The sequence below is a fragment of the Pseudoalteromonas sp. RB2-MNA-CIBAN-0110 genome (genome assembly GCF_040309305.1).
GTDB lineage: Bacteria > Pseudomonadota > Gammaproteobacteria > Enterobacterales > Alteromonadaceae > Pseudoalteromonas > Pseudoalteromonas arctica.
In genome coordinates, this window is sequence record NZ_JBEOOQ010000044.1 from 1 (window position 1) to 19,923 (window position 19,923).

The 19,923-nt window shown below is 37.0% G+C and carries 16 protein-coding genes; 13 read left to right on the top strand and 3 right to left on the bottom strand.

Annotated features, from left to right (window positions below; all coding sequences use genetic code 11):
• Positions 1–438: 438 nt before the first annotated feature.
• The gene (sbcB, locus tag AAEY68_RS17730) at positions 439–1,884 is read right to left on the bottom strand and encodes an exodeoxyribonuclease I (protein ID WP_007581911.1); all 1,446 of its coding nucleotides are present in this window, start codon (positions 1,882–1,884) and stop codon (positions 439–441) included.
• A gap of 210 nt (positions 1,885–2,094) precedes the next feature.
• Here sbcB and AAEY68_RS17735 point away from each other — a divergent pair, with 210 nt between their 5' ends.
• The 5 genes from AAEY68_RS17735 (at position 2,095) to AAEY68_RS17755 (ending at position 7,453) form a co-directional block, all read left to right on the top strand.
• A complete protein-coding gene (locus tag AAEY68_RS17735) occupies positions 2,095–3,276 on the top strand; it encodes an SIR2 family protein (protein WP_350586579.1) in 1,182 nt (393 codons plus the stop codon).
• Positions 3,266–5,041, top strand: a complete 1,776-nt coding sequence (locus tag AAEY68_RS17740; protein ID WP_350586580.1) for an ATP-binding protein — start codon at positions 3,266–3,268, stop codon at positions 5,039–5,041. Before AAEY68_RS17735 ends, AAEY68_RS17740 begins: the two co-directional genes overlap by 11 nt.
• Positions 5,042–5,045: 4 nt before the next feature.
• The gene (locus AAEY68_RS17745) at positions 5,046–5,255 is read left to right on the top strand and encodes a KTSC domain-containing protein (protein ID WP_350586581.1); all 210 of its coding nucleotides are present in this window, start codon (positions 5,046–5,048) and stop codon (positions 5,253–5,255) included.
• Between the two features lie 246 nt (positions 5,256–5,501).
• Entirely contained in the window at positions 5,502–5,909 is a 408-nt protein-coding gene (locus tag AAEY68_RS17750) for a hypothetical protein (RefSeq protein ID WP_101162764.1), read from the top strand.
• 293 nt (positions 5,910–6,202) lie between these two features.
• Positions 6,203–7,453 carry a cation:proton antiporter gene (locus AAEY68_RS17755; protein ID WP_007583286.1) on the top strand — a complete coding sequence of 417 codons (1,251 nt, stop codon included), beginning with the start codon at positions 6,203–6,205 and terminating at the stop codon, positions 7,451–7,453.
• A gap of 102 nt (positions 7,454–7,555) precedes the next feature.
• On the opposite strand, the gene AAEY68_RS17760 is transcribed toward AAEY68_RS17755, so the two are convergent.
• Positions 7,556–8,104, bottom strand: a complete 549-nt coding sequence (locus AAEY68_RS17760) for a hypothetical protein (RefSeq protein ID WP_024594402.1) — start codon at positions 8,102–8,104, stop codon at positions 7,556–7,558.
• Between the two features lie 378 nt (positions 8,105–8,482).
• On the opposite strand from AAEY68_RS17760, the gene AAEY68_RS17765 reads away from it, so the two are divergent.
• The 8 genes from AAEY68_RS17765 (at position 8,483) to AAEY68_RS17800 (ending at position 18,517) form a co-directional block, all read left to right on the top strand.
• The gene (locus AAEY68_RS17765) at positions 8,483–8,890 is read left to right on the top strand and encodes a hypothetical protein (protein WP_024594401.1); all 408 of its coding nucleotides are present in this window, start codon (positions 8,483–8,485) and stop codon (positions 8,888–8,890) included.
• Between the two features lie 512 nt (positions 8,891–9,402).
• Positions 9,403–9,813 (top strand): hypothetical protein, encoded by a 411-nt coding sequence (locus tag AAEY68_RS17770; RefSeq protein ID WP_010553497.1) that lies wholly within the window; start codon positions 9,403–9,405, stop codon positions 9,811–9,813.
• Between the two features lie 556 nt (positions 9,814–10,369).
• Positions 10,370–13,462: a pilus assembly protein gene (locus AAEY68_RS17775; protein WP_024594400.1), complete on the top strand. Its 3,093-nt coding sequence runs from the start codon at positions 10,370–10,372 to the stop codon at positions 13,460–13,462.
• A 590-nt stretch (positions 13,463–14,052) separates the two neighbouring features.
• Complete coding sequence (locus AAEY68_RS17780) at positions 14,053–15,546, top strand: hypothetical protein (RefSeq protein WP_350586582.1); 1,494 nt, start codon at positions 14,053–14,055, stop codon at positions 15,544–15,546.
• Between the two features lie 236 nt (positions 15,547–15,782).
• On the top strand, positions 15,783–16,121 hold the full coding sequence (locus tag AAEY68_RS17785; protein ID WP_197118811.1) for a methanolan biosynthesis protein EpsI: 339 nt from the start codon (positions 15,783–15,785) through the stop codon (positions 16,119–16,121).
• The gene (locus AAEY68_RS17790; RefSeq protein WP_010553499.1) at positions 16,114–17,454 is read left to right on the top strand and encodes an SPFH domain-containing protein; all 1,341 of its coding nucleotides are present in this window, start codon (positions 16,114–16,116) and stop codon (positions 17,452–17,454) included. The genes AAEY68_RS17785 and AAEY68_RS17790 overlap by 8 nt, the downstream gene beginning before the upstream one ends.
• A gap of 187 nt (positions 17,455–17,641) precedes the next feature.
• The gene (locus AAEY68_RS17795; protein WP_350586583.1) at positions 17,642–17,911 is read left to right on the top strand and encodes a YrhK family protein; all 270 of its coding nucleotides are present in this window, start codon (positions 17,642–17,644) and stop codon (positions 17,909–17,911) included.
• 90 nt (positions 17,912–18,001) lie between these two features.
• Positions 18,002–18,517 (top strand): M23 family metallopeptidase, encoded by a 516-nt coding sequence (locus AAEY68_RS17800; protein ID WP_350586584.1) that lies wholly within the window; start codon positions 18,002–18,004, stop codon positions 18,515–18,517.
• 74 nt (positions 18,518–18,591) lie between these two features.
• Here AAEY68_RS17800 and AAEY68_RS17805 read toward each other — a convergent pair whose 3' ends face one another.
• Positions 18,592–19,761 carry an MFS transporter gene (locus AAEY68_RS17805; RefSeq protein ID WP_350586585.1) on the bottom strand — a complete coding sequence of 390 codons (1,170 nt, stop codon included), beginning with the start codon at positions 19,759–19,761 and terminating at the stop codon, positions 18,592–18,594.
• Positions 19,762–19,923 lie beyond the last annotated feature (162 nt).

Here is a 19,923-nt window from a genome sequence, read left to right on the forward strand (position 1 = left end):
TAGTGTTTTATTTAAGTAATTAAAAGCTGTGCTTTTCACGTGAGCAAGCTCACCATCTACCGTCAAAGTGTAGATATCAGTTTTACTTTGTAGACGCGAAGCTTGCTTGCGTGACGGGCAAAGCCCGAAAAGTAATTTATTCACAAAGAGGTTATGAGGCGCTGCACTTTTAGAGGCAGTAATAAGTCTAAAACGGTTGTTGGTCTTTATGTCTTCTCATTTACTCCTCATTCGCTTCTCTTTGTGAATAGTGTTTTATTTAAGCAATTTAAAGCTGTGTTTTTCACGTGAGCAAGCTCTACGTTTACCCCGAAGTGTAGATTTATGGTTGTTTTTGTAGACGCGAAGCTTGCTTGCGTATAAAAACGGAGTTTTTAAAATGGTAAAGATATTAAAAGCTACGCTTTTCACGTGAGCAAGCTCTACGTCTACATCGAATTACATGCTTTGTGCGTAGTTATACAGTGCCTTTAAAATAGTCAGATTCTTTTCGCTGTCGTCATGTTCATGCGCTAGGTTTTCAAGGGTGATCATAAAATCTTGCGCATTAATCGATGGTTGATCTTCGCCGTGCATTAACTTGTTTTGGCAATACTGGCGCCATTGGTCAAGCTCTTGCTGGTTTAGCGTTTCAGGCCAGTTACGGGCGCGGTATCTAAACAACAATGTATTAAACTTTTTATCTTCAAAGTCTAACTTCAACCCAGCTAACTCATCTGGTTTTGCATCACGAATAATCGCAAATTTAGCTTTATCAGCATGGCTTGTAAACCCATCGTAAAGTAAGTAGTCAACGTTAGTAGTTGCGCTGTAATCGCCTTGCTCGTTAAACACTTCGGTTACTTTATCGCGCAGGTCGGTATTGGCTTTTAAAATAGCTAAGTTAGCTAAGCACTGCTCGCGATCAATCCCAAGGCGGGCGGCATTTTCAGGTAATAACGTTTTAGCTGGGGCTAAAATAGGGCACTTGTTTAAATGCACCAGTTTTAAGCCAACAGGTAAATCGTCCTCGGCTAAATCTACACGTTTGGTGTATAAGCGTTTGCGTAACTCTTCTACGTTTAAATCAATGAGTACTTGCGGGTTTTGAGTTAAATCAAAACAAATAACCGCATTTTTATTTACCGGATGAAAGCTCATTGGTGCAACCCAGCTTGTGCAGCCTTGTGTTGCAGGTATGCGCGACGTGGTATGCACCAGCGGCGTCATGTTAAATACATCAACCAATTCAGCGAGTGCTTTTTTGCCACGCAAACCAAAAAAGAAGTTATACAGCTTTGGTTGTTTTTCTTTTATTAATTTAGCCAGTGCAATAGTGGCGGTTACATCGCTTAGCGCATCGTGCGCTGCGGCGTGTTCAATACCATTGGCTACCGTTAAATGCTCTAGCTTAAAGCTTGGGCTGCCATCTTCTTTTAACGGCCATTCAATGCCTTCAGGGCGCAGTGCGTAACAAGCACGTACTAAATCAATAATATCCCAGCGGCTATTGTTATTTTTGTATTCACGCTCGTATGGGTCGTAAAAGTTACGGTAAAAGCTATAACGGCTTACTTCGTCATCAAACCGAATACTGTTATAACCGGCAACACAGGTGTTTGGCACACTAAATTCGGCATGAATTTTTGCTATAAACTCAGCCTCAACCAAGCCTTTTTTCATCGCCACTTGTGGCGTAATACCTGTAATTAAACACGCCTCAGGGTGAGGTAAGTAATCCGCTTGCGGCTTACAATATTCAATAAGCGGCTCGCCAATAATATTTAAATCAAGATCGGTACGAATACCCGCAAATTGGCTCGGCTTATCCTTTTGAGGGCTCGCCCCCCACGTTTCGTAGTCGTGCCAATAGATTGTTGCTTGATTTTGCTCTTGATATGCCATGCTGAAAACCCTGAGTAGTTAACTTTAAAACGCCTAAATACGCGCCAAGTTACTAAAATAATGAATTATTTAGATTATGGCATATGGGCGAGGGAGTTTATAGGTTTGGGGTACGATTTCTAATAAAGGTTGTTTTTTGAGTCAAATAGGTACAGTATTTTATTTATATAGTTTAAACAATGGATTTAAGCTGAATATTAAAGGGTATTTATGACTAGTACTGTACACAACCCAGATCAGTATATGTATGATTTTCAACATATATTAACTCACAGTAAAAAGAAAATAGGTATATTAATAGGTGCAGGCGCGCCTGTAAGTATAAATGTAGGCGGAGACACTTGGAAACCATTAATTCCTGACATAGCTGGTCTAACAGAGATTGTAAAAGATAAATTAGTAGGAAGCGAAAAAGCAGCCTTTTTGGAAATTGAAAAATCATTAGAAAGTAAAAATATTGAGCTTGTTCTTTCTCGAGTTAGATCTTTAGCTGAGGTTATAGGTATAGCAAATGTTTATGGCTTAAATGCAAATGGTTATGAATCATTATCAGCGAACATTTGCAGGATAATTAAAGATGTAGTCGATAAATCCTTACCTAAAAGTGAAAACCCTTATTCGCATCTTATTTCATGGATTAATGGAATAAGAAGGGATTATGCAGTTGAAATATTTACAACTAATTATGATCTTTTATTAGAAGAAGCAATGGAAAGAGCTAGAACTCCTTATTTTGACGGCTTCTCTGGTTCAAAAGAAGCTTTTTTTGATCCAACTAGTATTTCAAGTAACGATCTGCCACCTCGGTGGATAAGGCTATGGAAATTACACGGTTCTATAAATTGGGCTAAAAATAGTAATCATGAAGTTGTAAGGGGCTTGGATGGTGATGCTGGAACAATGGTTTATCCTTCACATATTAAATATGACCAAACACAATCAGCACCATTCTCTTCATTATTTGAAAGATTAAAATGTTTTTTACTTGAGCCTGACAGCTTGCTTTTAACAACCGGCTTTTCTTTTGCCGATGCTCATATAACAGCTAAGTTAGATGAATGCCTTTCTGAAAATAAATCAGCTGCCGTTTTTGCTTTTCAATATAAAGAATTGAATGAAGAAAATTTTGCAGTTTGTGCAGCTAAGCGCCGTCCTAACATAAGTGTGTATTGTAAAGATGGGGCTGTAATTAATGGTATCGAGGCTAAATGGAAATTAGGCGATGAACCTAGTAAAAATTGGAGTTTAATAAGAGCCGGATATTGGGAGAATAGTGCATTTAATTTGGGTGACTTTGTTAAATTCGCTAAATTTTTAGCTAATTCTGGTGGTGGTAAAAGTGCAGCTAATATTCAAGAGTCAGAAATAGAGGTAATAACACATGAGCCTTAATCCAACTTATTTGGGGAAAATCACTTCAGTTGCAGGCTCTTCTGTACATGTAGAACTGACTCCACAGGTAAGGTCGGGTTTACTAATAATAGAAGGTAAAACACACCGAATTGGTCAAGTAGGAAGCTTTGTCAGAATACCTCAAGGTTATAATAATTTATTCGGAGTTATATCGGAAACGAGTGAAAGCTCTACGAATGAAAATGACTCATTATTATTTAATGAAAAAAGAACTATTAAAGTCGAACTGGTAGGTGAATCAATAGGTTATGATTTTGAAAGAGGGATCAGTCAGTTCCCCTCAATATCAGAAGAAGTTCATTTAGTTACTGATGATGATCTCAGGAAAATCTATGGTAGTAACACCAAAGGGCAGATCATAATTGGTAAATTATCTAGCTCTGACAGTATAAATGTTAGTATCGACTTAGATAGTTTAGTAAACAGACATTCAGCTATATTAGGCTCTACAGGTTCAGGAAAATCTACAAGTGTGGCGAGCCTTATCCGTTCTATAGTAACAGCCCATGAACCTTCGATAAAAATGCCCTCAGCTAGAATTGTCTTATTTGATATACATGGTGAGTACTCTTCAGCACTAAGTGACATTTCTACTGTTTTTTCAATTACACCTAAGGAAAGTGAACAACCTTTCTATATTCCTTTTTGGTGTGTATCACCTTACAGCTTGTGTGATTTTATGTGTGGACAAAACGAGAGTCTTAAAAATAAGTTTATCGATTTAGTTTTAGATGAAAAAAAACTTTATGCGAAGTCTAATCCTGATCTAAAGATAGACCCATTGAAAGTTACACTGATGATGCCTTTACCATTTCGATTAAAAAAAATCTGGTATGACTTAGTATATTACGACAATGTGAATTTTGAGGACAAAGATAAAACAAAACCTGCTTACAAATGTATGGGAGATGCAGAAACCTTAAATTCGCCTACTTTCAAGCCTCCAGGTAGTGCTAGCAATCCTCCACACAAGGGAAGCAATCAGGTTTGGAGAAAACAGCTAGAACAGATGAGATCAATACTTTTAGATAGCCAATATGACTTTTTAACAAACCCCGGTGACTGGGCTCCTGACACAGATAATAAGCTAAAGAAAGATTTACCTGAACTAATCAGTTTTTGGTTAAATACGAATGTTATTACCATTTTAGATTTGTCTGGCATGCCGTCAGAACGTCTAGAGTTATTATTAGGTTCTGTCGTTGAAGTTTTATTTGAATCGGCGATATGGGGCCGTTATTCCGCTGAGGGAATGAATAAAACTCCATTATTACTAATAATGGAAGAGGCTCACCGGTATTTATCCAATGAGAATAATGGGCTAGCTAAAGGCATGATTCGAAGAATAGCCAAAGAAGGCCGAAAGTTTGGCGTTGGGTCAATGCTGATCAGTCAGCGACCATCAGAAATAGATGAAACTATCTTATCTCAATGTGGAACACTATTTTCATTGAGAATTAATAATGCACCTGATAGAGCAAGAGTTAAGTCTGCTATGTCTGATGGACTATCAGGAATTATTGATTCTTTACCCATATTAAGAACTGGTGAGGCCATTGTAACAGGTGAGGCTGCAAAGCTACCAATGAGGTTCAAATTTAGATTGCTTAAAAAAGGCCAATTTCCTGATAGTCAAGACCCTCAGGTATCAGAAAGTTGGTCTAAAGGCGCAGTACAATCAGACTTTAAAGCGCTAGTTGATTGTTGGCGCCAACAAAATTCATTAAATAAAGAAAAGGAATAATATTATGGAAAGAATATTGGTAGATTCGAGCAACGTAGTTTCAGTGGGGTATGATGAAAATGCATCAACTCTAGAGGTTGAATTTAATAGTGGTATATATAATTACTATGACGTACCAATGTACATATATGAAGAACTAATGGCTTCGGGTTCAAAGGGATCATACTTACATCAAAATATTAAAAACACTTTCAGTTGTGAAAAAATAGTCTAGATACTTATTTATGCTAAAAAGCTAATTAATGATAGCTAATTAGCTTTTTATTACTTTTTTTTGCGTATTTGGGTAAGATATGTTCTTTAGAAATAGTGAGCTAAATATCTCTAAGTATTAGACTAAAGTCTATAAGTTAGATTTATTCACTTATTAAGTTTGTTTTAATCGTTTGTCGGTTTTGTGTTAATTCTCTAAAGTTCAGTTGTCGGCAACAAGCACGGCTTAACCAACAGGACTACGACCATGAAACTTACTCTTATCAAAACTATCGCTCTTAGCTCACTACTTACATGTTCAGCTGCTGCAATGGCTGAGCAAAGTGATTACAAATTAATGGTTATTGAAACTGCAACAGCGCCACAGCCACTTGAGCAATCATTTAATAGCTGCGCACTGAATGTTAAGTCAAAAAATTACGCTGAGGCTGAAGCAATTTGTACTAAAGCAATTGCGCTTTTAAAAGACGCAGATGGCCCTAAATTTAAAGTACGCCAACTTACATCGTTTGCATTAAGTAACCGTGGTGTTGCACGTTTAAAAGCGAATAACGACACTGCTGGCCTTGCTGATTTATACGAAGCAAACCAAATGTCTACAAGTACAATGGTATCGCACAACTTAACTCGCGCTAAAGAAGAGCTTTCTTTATAAGTATTTTATAAATGCTTTTATAAAGTGCTTACCAAAAGCATGTTATAAAATAGCGAGAGTAAAAAAGCCCATGTTAGGTTAATTCCTAACATGGGCTTTTTTGTTTTATTTAATGCGTAAGTTAATACCTTAAATATGTTAATAGAGTAGGGTGTGTATTTATAATTAATATTTTGGGTATGCTTGTTTAGGCTACGCGAATATAATGCGAGATAACCGTATAAAAAATAATAACCCTTCTGCTTTGCTTGTTTTGAGCAAGGTATCATTAAATAAATATTGAGATTTAAACCATGGCACCAGGAACCAGCCTAAGCGTACTTGAAATAAGTGCGATATTTTTATCAATTACCGCGTTACTCACCTATGTAAACCATCGCTTTATTGGCTTGCCAACAACCATTGGCGTTATGGTTATTTCGATGCTTTTATCTATCGGCGCTATATTTTTGGGCTTTTTAGGGTTTGATGATCTTATAGATTACGAAGTGAGCTTGCTCGATCAGTTAGATTTTACTGAAGTTTTGCTCGATGGCATGCTCTCTATGCTGCTGTTTGCTGGGGCGCTGCATGTAAATGTTAGCGATTTAAGGCGTTATAAATTGCCAATAGGTATTTTGGCCTGCGTTGGTACGTTGCTATCAACGGTTATTATTGCTGGTGCGCTTTATTTAGTGCTTCCTTTGCTTGGTTTTGATTTAGCATTTATTTGGTGTTTACTGTTCGGTGCATTAATTTCGCCAACCGATCCGATTGCGGTAATGGGAATTTTACAATCTGCGGGTGCGCCTAAAAGTATTGAAACCGTGATTGCGGGTGAATCGTTGTTTAACGATGGTATAGGCGTGGTTATTTTTGTGCTTTTATTGGGTGTTTTATCAAGTGGTGATATTCCTACAACCTATTATGTAGCGCACACGCTGGCGGTTGAAGCGGGTGGTGGTATTGTTTTTGGTTTGGTATTAGGTGGTATTTTATATTACTTGCTTAAAAGTATTGATAGTTACCAAGAAGAAGTACTCCTTACTTTAGCGGGCGTTATTGGTGGTTATGCACTTGCAAGCCATTGGCATTTGTCGGGCCCACTTGCAATGGTAATGATGGGGCTAATGGTGGGCAATCATGGTCGTAGTATGGCTATGAGCGACAAAACACGCCATTACGTTGATTTATTTTGGGAGCTGATTGACGAAATTTTAAATGCCATTTTATTTGTACTCATAGGGCTTGAAGTCGTCATGATTGCATTTTCGAGTAATTTATTTATTGCTGGTGGCTTAACTATTTTTATAGCGTTAATGGCACGTTTAATTGTTGTGGGTATAACAACCACTACATTTAATAAGCAATTAGAGTTGCCATCTGGCGCATGGAAAGTTTTAACCTGGGGTGGCTTGCGTGGTGGTATTTCGGTTGCACTGGTATTGCAACTACCTGATGGGAACGAGCGCGATATTTTATTGGCTCTTACTTATGCGGTTGTGGTGTTTTCAATTTTAATTCAGGGTTTGAGTATTGGTAAAGTAGCCAAAACTATCCGTTAAATATAAATTGGTTAGATCAAACCTGTTAAATGTAATTTTTTAAAAAGCGTGTGAAATAGCTGTATTTCACACGCTTTTTATTTTTCTTATAAAAAAGGGTAATTAAAACGTAAAGCTGAGCTGCAAACCGCTGTAAATATGTTCTTGTGCTTCCCAGTAGTCGCCATCTATTTGGCGTGCTCGGGTAAATACTTCTATTTTAAATGGCTTAAAGTGATAACCCGCACCTATACCTGCGTAACCGTCTATGTCGTTGTTCGATTTTTCTATTTGGTAGGTGTTATCGCCTCTATCGTTTTTAAAGGCGAGTTCGAATAGATCTAAGCCAAGCTCGGCGTATATAAAAAAGTCATTAAAATAACCAAGCTTCATGCCATTGTCCCACGTTATAAATTCTTCTTGCTCGCCTTGTTTATTATCGATTACTGCCGCGCCAATTGCGCTTGTAAAAACAACACCAAAGTTACTGTAATTTTGTTTGACCATCATTTCTACACCCGCAGATGTAATGCTGCTATTACCATTAAATTCTGATTTTATAAACATACCGGTGTTAGGCATGTCATTACCGAGCAAAAGCCTTGCGTTAGCATTTTGGCTAAATGATAAAAGCGTGCTTAATAAAACAAAAAGAGGAAGTGTGTGTTTCAAAAAAGTTAATCCATTAATGATGAAAAGTTACCAGAGCCGTAATTATAAATACATAACTTAGTATTGCATGTAATTAAATGTTTAAATTTGTTTGATTGTTATTCAGCTATGCCAAAGCAAGGTGCTTAAAATAAAACCGACTAAATAAAAGCATAAATAATTATATGTATTTTAAAATGCAAAGTAGCGATTTTAGGCACGTAAAGTAGTGCGTAAGTTGTTTAAATATATAGAAAAAACTTAAGCGTATTAGACTAAGGTCTATAGATTAATTTTTCTCACTTATTAGGTTTGTTTTAATCGTTTGTCGGGGTTGTGGTAATTCACTAAAGTTCAGTTGTCGGCAACAAGCACGGCTTAACCAACAGGACTACGACCATGAAACTTACTCTTATCAAAACTATCGCTCTTAGCTCACTACTTACATGTTCAGCTGCTGCAATGGCTGAGCAAAGTGATTACAAATTAATGGTTATTGAAACTGCAACAGCGCCACAGCCACTTGAGCAATCATTTAATAGCTGCGCACTGAATGTTAAGTCAAAAAATTACGCTGAGGCTGAAGCAATTTGTACTAAAGCAATCGCACTTTTAAAAGACGCAGATGGCCCTAAATTTAAAGTACGCCAACTAACGTCATTTGCATTAAGCAACCGTGGTGTTGCACGTTTAAAAGCGCATAACGACACTGCTGCACTTGCTGATTTATACGAAGCATCAAAATTGTCTAACAGCTCAATGGTATCGCACAACTTAACTCGCGCTAAAGAAGAGTTATCGTTATAAAAAACCTTTATAACGTGTTTTATAAAGTGCTTACTAAAGCATGATATGAAATAGCGAGAGTAAAAAAGCCGATGTTGGGTTAAACCCCAACATCGGCTTTTTCGTGTTTATTAACTTTGTATTGTGTTATTAGAAAAATAATAAAACTGTATTTAGTTATTTATTGTTTAGTGATTTTTATAGTTTTTAACTAATTGTAATTAATAAGTATTTTTATAGGTGTTAGACTAAAGTCTATAGGTTAGATTTATTCACTTATTAGGTTTGTTTTTATCGTTTGTCGGTTTTGTGTTAATTCTCTAAAGTTAAGTTGTCGGCAACAAGTACGACTAACAAATACCAATTTTATTAAAACATGATTATTTTAGCGAATTAAATAACTCACTAACGGCGTTAAAAAATTACTTATATAGAACGACTATATTTCATAATTTTTGCCTTGTTATTAAGCTATTTACTTGACGCTAAAAAAGATCACTAGTTTAAACAATTGCCATAACAGGAATATAATCATGAAATTTACACTTTTAAAAACCATCGCTCTTGGCTCATTATTAACTTGCTCAGCTGCTGCAATGGCTAATCAAGGTGATTATAAATTAATGGTTATTGAAGACTCTGTAACTGCAGCACCTGCATTTGAAAAATCGTTTAATAGCTGTGCTTTAACTGTTGAATCAAAAAACTACGAAGAAGCAGAAGCTATTTGTACACAAGCAATTGCATTACTTAAGCAAAGCCATGGTCCTCGTTTAAAAGTACGTGAACTTACATCGTTTGCATTAAGTAACCGTGGTGTAGCGCGTATTAAGGCTCAAAAAGACACTGCGGGTATTTCTGATTTATATGAAGCGGTTCAGATTTCTAAAAACTCACTTGTAACGCATAACTTAACTCGCGCTAAAAAAGAGTTATCTTTATAAGAATGCTTGCATAAAGCGCTTATAATTTAGCGAGAGTATAAAAGCCCATATTAGGTAGCACCTAATATGGGCTTTTTTGTATGTTTGCATAACCGTAGTTACCTATTAAATACACTCCTTTTAATAAAACAGCTTTACTGAATAATAGTGCTCTTAAGAGTGATTTTTATAGCCTTACGTTACTAATTTATATTGGTAAGTACTTGTTACCTAAAACATAGATCTATAAATATAGAAACATAGGTAAAAATATTATTTTTTGACGTGACTAAACTGTGCAGTAAAACGGGATTGTTTTATTTAAGTTGTTGTTTTTAATTGACAATAAAACCTAATGTCTTTGACTTTAATCTGTTTTTATTTAAAATCGAAGTAATATATATTTTATAGCATTGACGACACGTGGATGCTAATCACTGTTTTGTGATAAATAGCTAGATATTATCTTGGTTTTAATTTTTAGTCCCACCTCCATATTACTAAAAATTAAACAAGGAATAGAGTAGTTATTAACTTGTGCAATAAAAATAAAAAGCGCAAATAAAGGGATTTAAAAATGCAATTCAAACTAAAAAAAATAGCTGCCTTGTTATTCGGGGTAGGTATAAGCCTTTCTGTATTTGCCGAAGATATAGAACTATACGTAAACCATAATGTTGAAACCGACGAAAAGCCACGTGTAATCATTGTTTTTGATACATCTGGAAGTATGAGAAACTTTTTACCCAACGGTATAAGAAAAGTAGATGCCGGTATCAGTGCAATGAGTCAGTTAGTTACCGATAATAGCTCTATCGATTTTGGTTTGATGCGTTTTAAAAATGATAATGGCGGCTATATTATGGCTGGCCTTGGATCTCTCCATTCTACAATTCTAAGCCAAATTCACAATTTACCAGCAGCTGGTAGTACCCCAGTTACAGAAACCCTATGGGAAGCCTACTTGTATCTAACAGGTCAGAAAGTGTACTACGGGCAAAACTCAAATGAGCGCGATTTTTCTGCTGAAACTGGTTCTCTATACTACGACAATAACTCTCGATACATATCACCATTTACCCAAGCAGTTGGTGCCGACGTACGTTGTGATAACTCAATCAATTTAATTTTGATGACTGACGGTGATCCTCAAAATGATACTAACCGAAACAATGATATCAAATCATTATACAAATCTACTTTTGGCTCAAACCCAGCTAAAACAAGTGGTAGTTATTTGGCTGCTTTAGCTCAAATAATACATGGTACAAGAGATGTTGAAGTGGACTTGTACGACACCACGCCAGAGGTTGCTGATACCGGACGCGTTTTTACTATCGGTTTTGGTAGTGGCATGAGTACAAATGGTAAAAAGTTATTAGAAAAAACCGCTTTATTGGGAGGAGGCGAGTACTTACATGCAGATACATCGACTGAACTTTCTGAAGCGCTTAATAATACAATATCGAAAATACGCGAAGTTAACGATAGTTTTTCATCTCCTACGGTAGCAAGTAATAATGTTGACCAAACACGTAGCCGAGAGTCAATTTACTTTGCGATGTTTTACCCTGAAACAGGCGCACGTTGGAGCGGAAATTTAAAAAAGCTTAAAGTGTCTGGTGCAAATATAGTCGATTCAACTGATAAAATAGCTCTTGATGAAAATGGGTTAATTGATGAGAAAGCGCGAACATTTTGGCTCCCAACTAATAAGCCTGCAGATGGGAATTTAGTAGCTCAGGGTGGCGTAAATTTACTTTTATCAACTTTAGACCCTGATAGCCGTAAAATCTACATAGATAAAACGGGCAGTATTATTGATTTTACTTTTGATAAAGTACAAACCATTTTAAATTTAGCGACAAGTACAGTTACCGATCTTGCCCCTGATTTGATTCCTAATATTGGGTTAACTTTAGAGGAAGATGATATTAGCTGGGCACGAGGGGTTGATGTTGATAATGAAGATGGAGATGACTCATCAGTAGATCAGCGAATCAATATTTTTGGCGACCCTTTGCATTCAAAACCGGTATCTATAGATTACGGCGATGGAAGTATTCATATACTTGTTGGTACCAATGCCGGCTTTTTACATATGTTCGAAGACAAAGGCGATACTGTTGAAGAAAGGTGGGCTTTTACACCTGCTGCCTTATTAAAAAACATTCCGGCTTTGCGAAGTAATCTTGCAAATACAAAAGTGTATGGCATGGATGGCCCTATAAGTGTGTTCTTTAATAATAAAAGTTTAAACACTGATGGTTTAAATGATGGCGTTGTTAAAGCAAGTGAGGGCGATGAAGTTTGGGCATTTACAGGCATGCGCCGAGGCGGTAAAAATTACTACGGCCTGGATATAAGTGACCCAAAAAAACCTAAAAAATTATGGAATAAGCCAATTGTTGGTGGCTCTGAAGAATTTAAATATTTAGCACAAACATGGTCTAAACCTCAAATTGCTTACATTAAAGCGTTTGGTGAGGATCCATTGCTGATATTTGGCGCAGGCTACGATACAAACAAAGATAATGCGATTAGAACAACAGATGAAACCGGGCTAGGTATTTACATTGTTAATGCTAAAACTGGCGAAAAGGTATGGGCGCTCACTCCAGATGAACATGGTTTTACCGGAGAGCACAGTATTGCAGCGGATGTAACTACGCTTGACTCAGATTACGACGGGTATATTGACCGAATTTATGCAACCGATACTGGCGGTAATATTTGGCGTGTAGATATTCCTAGTGACGATGAAAGTGATATTACTCATTTTAAGCTTGCGGAGCTTGGCAGTACATTAGCGTCACAAGACAGACGTTTCTTTTATAAACCGTTAGTTGCTAGAACGCTGTTTAGTAAAGTTACTAAGACCAATTATGGTGGTGAAATGATCACGACTCGTTTAGACACCCCGTACGACGCAATTGTGATAGGCAGCGGAAATCGCTCAAACCCACTTGCTACTAATGAGCAAGATCAGCTGTATATGATCCGTGATGAAAACACCCTAACAAAAATATTTACTGAATTTCCAGCCCCAATAGTGCCAGATGATTTAATGAAAATGAATGAAGACCCATTTGGTAACGCACTTGATGACGTTGATAAATTTGTTAATCTTGAAGTTAAGTTAGCCGAATTTAAAGGGTGGCGATACGAATTAGGGACGGGCGAAAAGTCCCTTGCTGCAGCAACAGTCGTTGGTGGGGTTGCTTACTTTACTTCCTTTACGCCTGCATCTTCATCATCAACTCAAAACCAATGTTCGTTAACGGGTGGCGGTGGTTCGCTTTATGCCTTTCATTTGCATTACGGAACGAAGGTTTATGACGATGTGAAATTTGCAACAAGTAATGATGTACCAGATACACCGAAACTATTTTTTGGGGAAGGCCCGTCGTGTGCAGATAATGATGCGGATGGTAAGTGCGATTGGGATGATGAAACGGATGTAACGCAAGTTAGTCAGTTTTATTTAATAGGCCCTGGGGTTAAAGGTTCTGATAAGCCGATAAAAGCTATTGAAATACTTGGACCAAATTTAAATGTTGAAGGTGGAAAAGTTAAGCTAGTAAATGGCGCTCAACCAATTGGTTTTGGCTTTAAAACTCAACAAACGTATATTTATAAACGTGAAGAAAACGATAGTCAGGCACATTAAAAACACGATGTTATAAACATAAGCCACCTTAATTAGGTGGCTTTTTAATTTTAAGAACGAATCAAAAATGCTGATGGTTTGCTTATATAATTGGTTTAGAGTTTTCGAAGCGCTCTAAACCAACCCATGTATGATACACATTCGTTTACAAAATACTGCCTATCACTCAAGCCCTTTATTTTAGGTACCTGTAGACCATATTAGTCAACAATAGCTGGTCTTAGTTATATTTAATTAACAAATGTAAGAGCTAAATTTAACATGGCGTGTCACTATATAGGTACAGGGCATGTTAACTTGTTGCCATCCCCCCATAAAAATTCAATAAATTTCTGTTGTTTAAATTTATACCAAGCTGCATAAATCTTTGAGTAATTTAACAAATTAAATTGCACTATAACGTCGTTAAAATTTTTATTTAGAACACTAGATACAAAATTTTTTGCCTAGTTCTAGCGTAATTTTCTTAACGTTAAATAGAGCCCATATATAAGCAGATTGGTATTACTTATTTTGTATTAAAGTAACTTATTTAATTTATAACAGTATGATTTTTATAATAATAAAAGTGCAAAAAAGGAAATATTTGTATGTTTTTTAAAAAAAGTCAGTTAGCTATTTCATTAGCGTTTACGCTAGGCCTTGTTGGATGTGGCGGCGGTGGCGATGATAAAGTGGTCGTTGTAGAACCTGTTGTAGCTAAGCCTGACCCTATAAAAGTAGACCCCGTAGAAGTTAACACTATCTCTCTTACTGGTAAGGTTATTGATGGCTATGTATCTGGTGCAATAGTATGGCTAGATATTGATGGCGATGGTACTTTTGATGAGCAAACAGAACCTTCTGTAGTCTCTGAAGAATCGGGTAATTATAGTTTTAATTTTACAGAAGAGCAGGCGCTGTGTGTGCCGTATTCAACTATGTATGTTGATGTACCGGTTGGCGCAATTGACGAGGACTTAGGAGAGGTAACACAAGCGTATCAAATGTCATTTCCGCCCTCAATTGAGGCTTTGACTGATGAAGATATTCGAAATATATCCCCTTTAACAACCGTTATTTGGGAACAGTTGAGCCTTCAATTACAAAAAAGTGGTAACAATAATTTAAGTTGTGATGCACTTAAAGAAAATACTGAGTTACTTGCAAACCTTCAAAGCGAAATAACAAATGTTATGCAAAACTTGGTTGCGCATTATAATTTGTCGACAGAGCAAATTTACTCAGATTTTATTGCCACTAGTGACAGTGATGCTTACGACAGAGCACAAGCAATTGTTAAGGGACTAAAAGCGGCCTATAAATTCAAGCAAGAGCTAGATGCTCAGTTTCCTGATGCAGAAGAAGTAAGAGCAGTTATTTACCAGGACACAGCAAAAGATGCAGAGTATGGATTTGAAAATGCATGGTACCGCGATAAAGTTATTTTTGCAGGCGCTGAACTTATTTATGAGCAAGTAAAGCTTCAAAATACAGACGAACTCGACAAAATTGACGTTATTTTGTCTCGATTGGATTCAACAGATACGCCTTGGGGCGAAGAATCGTTAAATGGAAAATTAACAGTTAGAGACGATGTTTACATTAACGCCGATCGTACTTACCGATGCTCTAGCATTGAGAACGTTAGTTTTGAGCAAAGCAATGTGCTTTATGGCGTTGATAATACAAGCCCATCGGTTAACTTCCCAACAGCAGATGAATGCGTTAGTGCTAATTTAGATACACCGTTCGAGCGAGGTTTTAGCATTAGCTATACTGAGTCAGGATCGTTTTACCAAACTGACTTTGCCTTTAGAGAGGAAAATGCCGACTTTCAAACATTATCTGATTGGGTAAATGTTAAAGACAAAGCTGCTGATTTAGAAACTCAAGATTTAGTTACTGTACTCGCTGCTATGCCTCATAAGTTTGATGACGAAACATCTATTGATGCTAGCTTTTGGCGTAAATATAAAACCACAGATAATGTACGTATTACAAAAACGATTGAAGGGAAATGGTTTAGAGATACCCGCCGAGAAGATGGAACAATGCTGCATGAGTGCGGTGAAAATGGTGTTGACTGGGTGCAATGCGAATAATTTAAAAAGCACTTTAATAAATATTAGCTTAATGCCAGTCAGTTAATAACTGACTGGCATTTTTTTGTTTGAAAAAGCTTACTTTTATGTGCGGTTATAACTGTATACCTGATGAACTTTATTTTCAATCTGTTTTTTACTCGGGTTTACTGTAAAATTACTGGGTTAACATTTGTTAAGCAATGCTTGCAATTGTTATTGCTCATTAAGTATTTAAACTAATTTAAGTAGAGCTTATGATTTTTTATATTAGTGGGTTAAGTTTACTTGTTATTATTTTATGCGTTGCACTTTATGTAATTTACAGCAACGTACATAAAAGTCGGGTAAGAAAATCCAAAGAATACAACGTACTGTTTGATAAAGACACGATAGTGGATGATTTAATCACTCAACTAACAGAAAAAAATCAAACACAAGAAAACCAAGATAAAACAGCTAAAGGTAAAGAAGAAATCCTTGCAACATTTGTTGAGTTACATCGCTCTGGTAGCTTTTGCGCACATTTGAGTGAACAGGAAATTATTTACTTTGTTAAAAAGAAATTAAACATGGAGAGTAATAAAAATGGATAGCGAAAAAGCAGTCCCAGCAGTTAAAAGTGACTCATTTATGAGTCGATTTGGTCGTCGTAATGTAATTGTTGTTTCATCAATTGTTGTTGTATTAGCCGTAATTGCAACCCTTACATCGCAAGTTGTTTCGTGGAATGAAGCAGATGAGCGCTTAGTACATCAATCGGCTTTTACAGGTAACTTAACCGTAATAAATCAAGCCGGCCCTTATTTAAAAGCGTTTGGTACTACATCGGCTTATAAAAAAGTAATTTCGATTAACTTTACGGGCGATGCCGGTGCAACAGCAAGCGCAATTGTACCGCTAATACCAATTCGATTTTTAGACACTACAACGGGTGGCGCACGAGGTGTTTCTCGTTTTAGATTGCCAGGCAATGTACCAGCAGCTGAATCGGGTGCTTTACGTGGCTTACTTAAAATACACGAAGAGTTTGGTTCACAAGAAACATTAATATCTAATTTATTAATGCGTGCAACCACTGAAAATGTAAAAGCGTCGGCGCGTATGATGTCGGTAGAGCAGCATTACTCTGGTGGTAATGGTCAATTAAGCCAAGATTTTGCTGATCAATTAACAAACGGTATTTTTGTTACTGAACAAATTATTAGTACGGGTGAGCGCGATAAATCTGACGATTTGGGTAATTTAAGTAAACAGCAGCGTGTCACTATTAATATTAAGATGGACGATGAGGGTAATACACTGCGTAATGCACCAATTTTAGGCGCTTACGGTATTACAGTAGTTGATGCCAGCATTATTGATATTGACTACGAAAGCAAAGTAAATGCTCGTCTTGAAGCCCAAAAGCAAGCTGCTGCTGATGAAGCGCTAGCGCGTCAAAACCTTAAAAAAGCTGAGCAACAAGCACGTACTGAAGTGGCTTTAGGTGAACAAGCAATTGCTAAGCAACGTGCTGAATCTGAAAAGCTAAAAATTAAAGAGCAAATTGATGCTGAACGAATTAAGGCAAATGCCATTATTTCTGCGCAGCAACGAGTGGCTGTAAAAGCGGAGCTTGCAAAAGAACAAGAAGAGATTTTAAAGCAACAACGCTTAGAAGCATTAGGTATGGACGTTTTAGCTGAGGCTCGTTTAAGAGCTAAGTCTGCTGCACTTGATCCAAAGTATGTATTTGATGAAACGCTAAAAGCAGAAGTGAAAATTCAAACTGCTTTATTTACAAGCTTAGGTAATAGCCGTTTAGTGCCTGAAATTGTAATAGGCGCAGGCCAAGGCGAGCAAAGCAATGGCTCTGAATTTATGCGCTTATTAGCCGCTGACGCTGCATTAAGCCTTAAGAAACGTTTAGAAAAAGATAAAAAATAAATAATTACTAAATATATAAACAATATTGAGGCTTAGCCTTTAAATATTATATAAACAATAAAAACGTTGACCAATAAGCATTGGTCAGCGTTTTTTATTGTGCGTATTTTGCTATTGTACTGTTTAGGTAAGCTTTGTGGCTTATTAAACATGTATTTAGGTAATAAAAGGTAAATAGTGAGCAGTTATGGATTCGAACAGTAATCAGTTTATTTTAGATTTAGGACAAGAGCATATTACCATCCAGCGACGATATGAAGCGTTGGGAGCGTTTAACGATTTTTTGATTGCTGTGTGGTTTTTAATTGGCAGTTTTTTCTTTTTAAATGACTCACTAATAGAAAGTGGCACATGGTTGTTTATAGCGGGCAGTGCTCAATTACTTATAAAACCTGTTTTGAAATTGGTCAGCTTAGTGCATGTTAGTCGGGTATTTCATTCAAATAAAACTCCATAAATAAACACCATAAATACGACTCATGATGAGTTCAGTTATTATGGCTAATAATTTACCAGTATAAGTTATTTAAATATCAAGGATTGAAAAGTGAAAGTACTTAAGTGGATTGCAATTGGAATAGCTACTTTATTAATTATAGGCTTACTAATTCCCGAAAAAATAATGATTCCGGTACAAGGTGCTACAAGTAAAGATTGGAACCAGAATACATTTTGGTATGAGCCTTGGGGTAGGTCGGGTGTGCACAAAGGAATTGATATTTTTGGCACAAAAAATACCCCCGTAGTTGCCTCAACAAGCGGTGTTGTTATATTTGCAGGTGAGTTAACTCGCGGTGGTAAAGTGGTTGCGGTGCTTGGGCCTAAATGGCGCGTGCATTATTTTGCACATTTAAATGACTACTCGGTAAGTACAGGTGATGTGGTAAGCATAAACAGTCAAATTGGCTTACTGGGCGATACCGGAAATGCCGCAGGAAAACAGCCTCATGTGCATTATTCTATTTTATCGTTAGTGCCTATGCCGTGGCTTTTTACAACGCAAAACCAAGGGTGGAAAAAGATGTTTTTTTTAAGCCCACATAAAAAACTCACTGCTAAATAATAGTTTTAGCTGTTAAAACAAGGTGTTTAACAGCTAGGATCCGTTAATAAGCAAGAGGGCATTTAAGCTAAAAATTAGCCTGCAACTGGAGTTTTACCCGCGCGAATATTTTTAATGCTTTTAATAAACATATAAATACAGGTAGTGATTAAACAGCCTGCTAAATAAAACACAATACCGTTTGGTGCATCAGATAAATTTGCGGCGAGCATAGGGCCAAATACCGAGCCAATGCTGTAACTTAAAAGCATAACCTCAGTTGCCGAGACTATTTTTGCCATTGGCAGGGAGTCGCACGCAAGCGTTATAGCAATCGGGTAAAGTGCAAAGCTGCACGCGCCTAGTATTAAGTAGCTCACTATTAATCCTGCTAAAGTGTTTGCTTGTAATATACCCACAGCACCGGCTGCGCCTACTAAACAAAACATACCCATCAATAAGCTTTTTTCAAGCCGAGTAGATAAGTAACTTACGAGCGGCTGTACGACCATGCCACCTAAAATGATAACTGCCATAAGTGTTCCTGTGTACTGAGCTTGATCAGTCTGCGCTGAAATATAAACCGGCATTAAGCCGTAAATAGGGCCCAGTAATAAGCCTGATGCTAAGCATCCGAGCATTGCAGGGTGGCTTAGTGTTTTTATTTCTTTTAGTGGTAGTTTTTCAAGGTGCTGTTTTTCGGGCTGACCTTTGGTTATTAACAAAGGCGCTAAAATAGCTAAAAATAATAACGAGGCTACAAATAAATAAGGCGTTGAACCTTCGGTGCCAAGCGGCCCTATAGCAAGCTGACCTACGGCGCTGCCCCCATAAAGTGAGGTCATGTATAAGCCCAAACGTTTAGCACGCGACTTTGCTGTGTTGGTCATTAATAACCAAGACTCAACAACGACAAACACACCGGCAACAGCAATGCCCGCTACAAACCGAGCAATTAACCAGTTAACGGTATTTGGCAGTGTAAGTTGTGCAAGCACACTTACTATTAATAAACTTAAAAATAATATAAATGCGAATCGATGACCAATTTTTACCACAATGCGCTCTATTGTGGTGGCGCCAATAAGTAAGCCAAAGTAAAAAATGCTCGCAAGCCAAGGTGCTAGGTTTTCATCAAGTTTAAATGCAGGTAACGATAGCGGAATAAGGCTCATTAAAAAGCCTGATGCGATAGCAAAAAATGACAGCCCAATAACGGGTGCTAAAGGGTTGTTAGAGGTGCTTGTGGTGGCTGATTCGGCCATGTGTGTTTATCGACTCATCAAGGTAAATAACCACTGTTTTAGAGTTTGAGAGGTTACTTTAATAATAAAATTTGCGCGAATTTAGAGCCAAATTAAAAATAAGTAAAGTGATATTTTATTAAACAATATAAATAAACTTTAAAACGATCTATTTGGTAAATT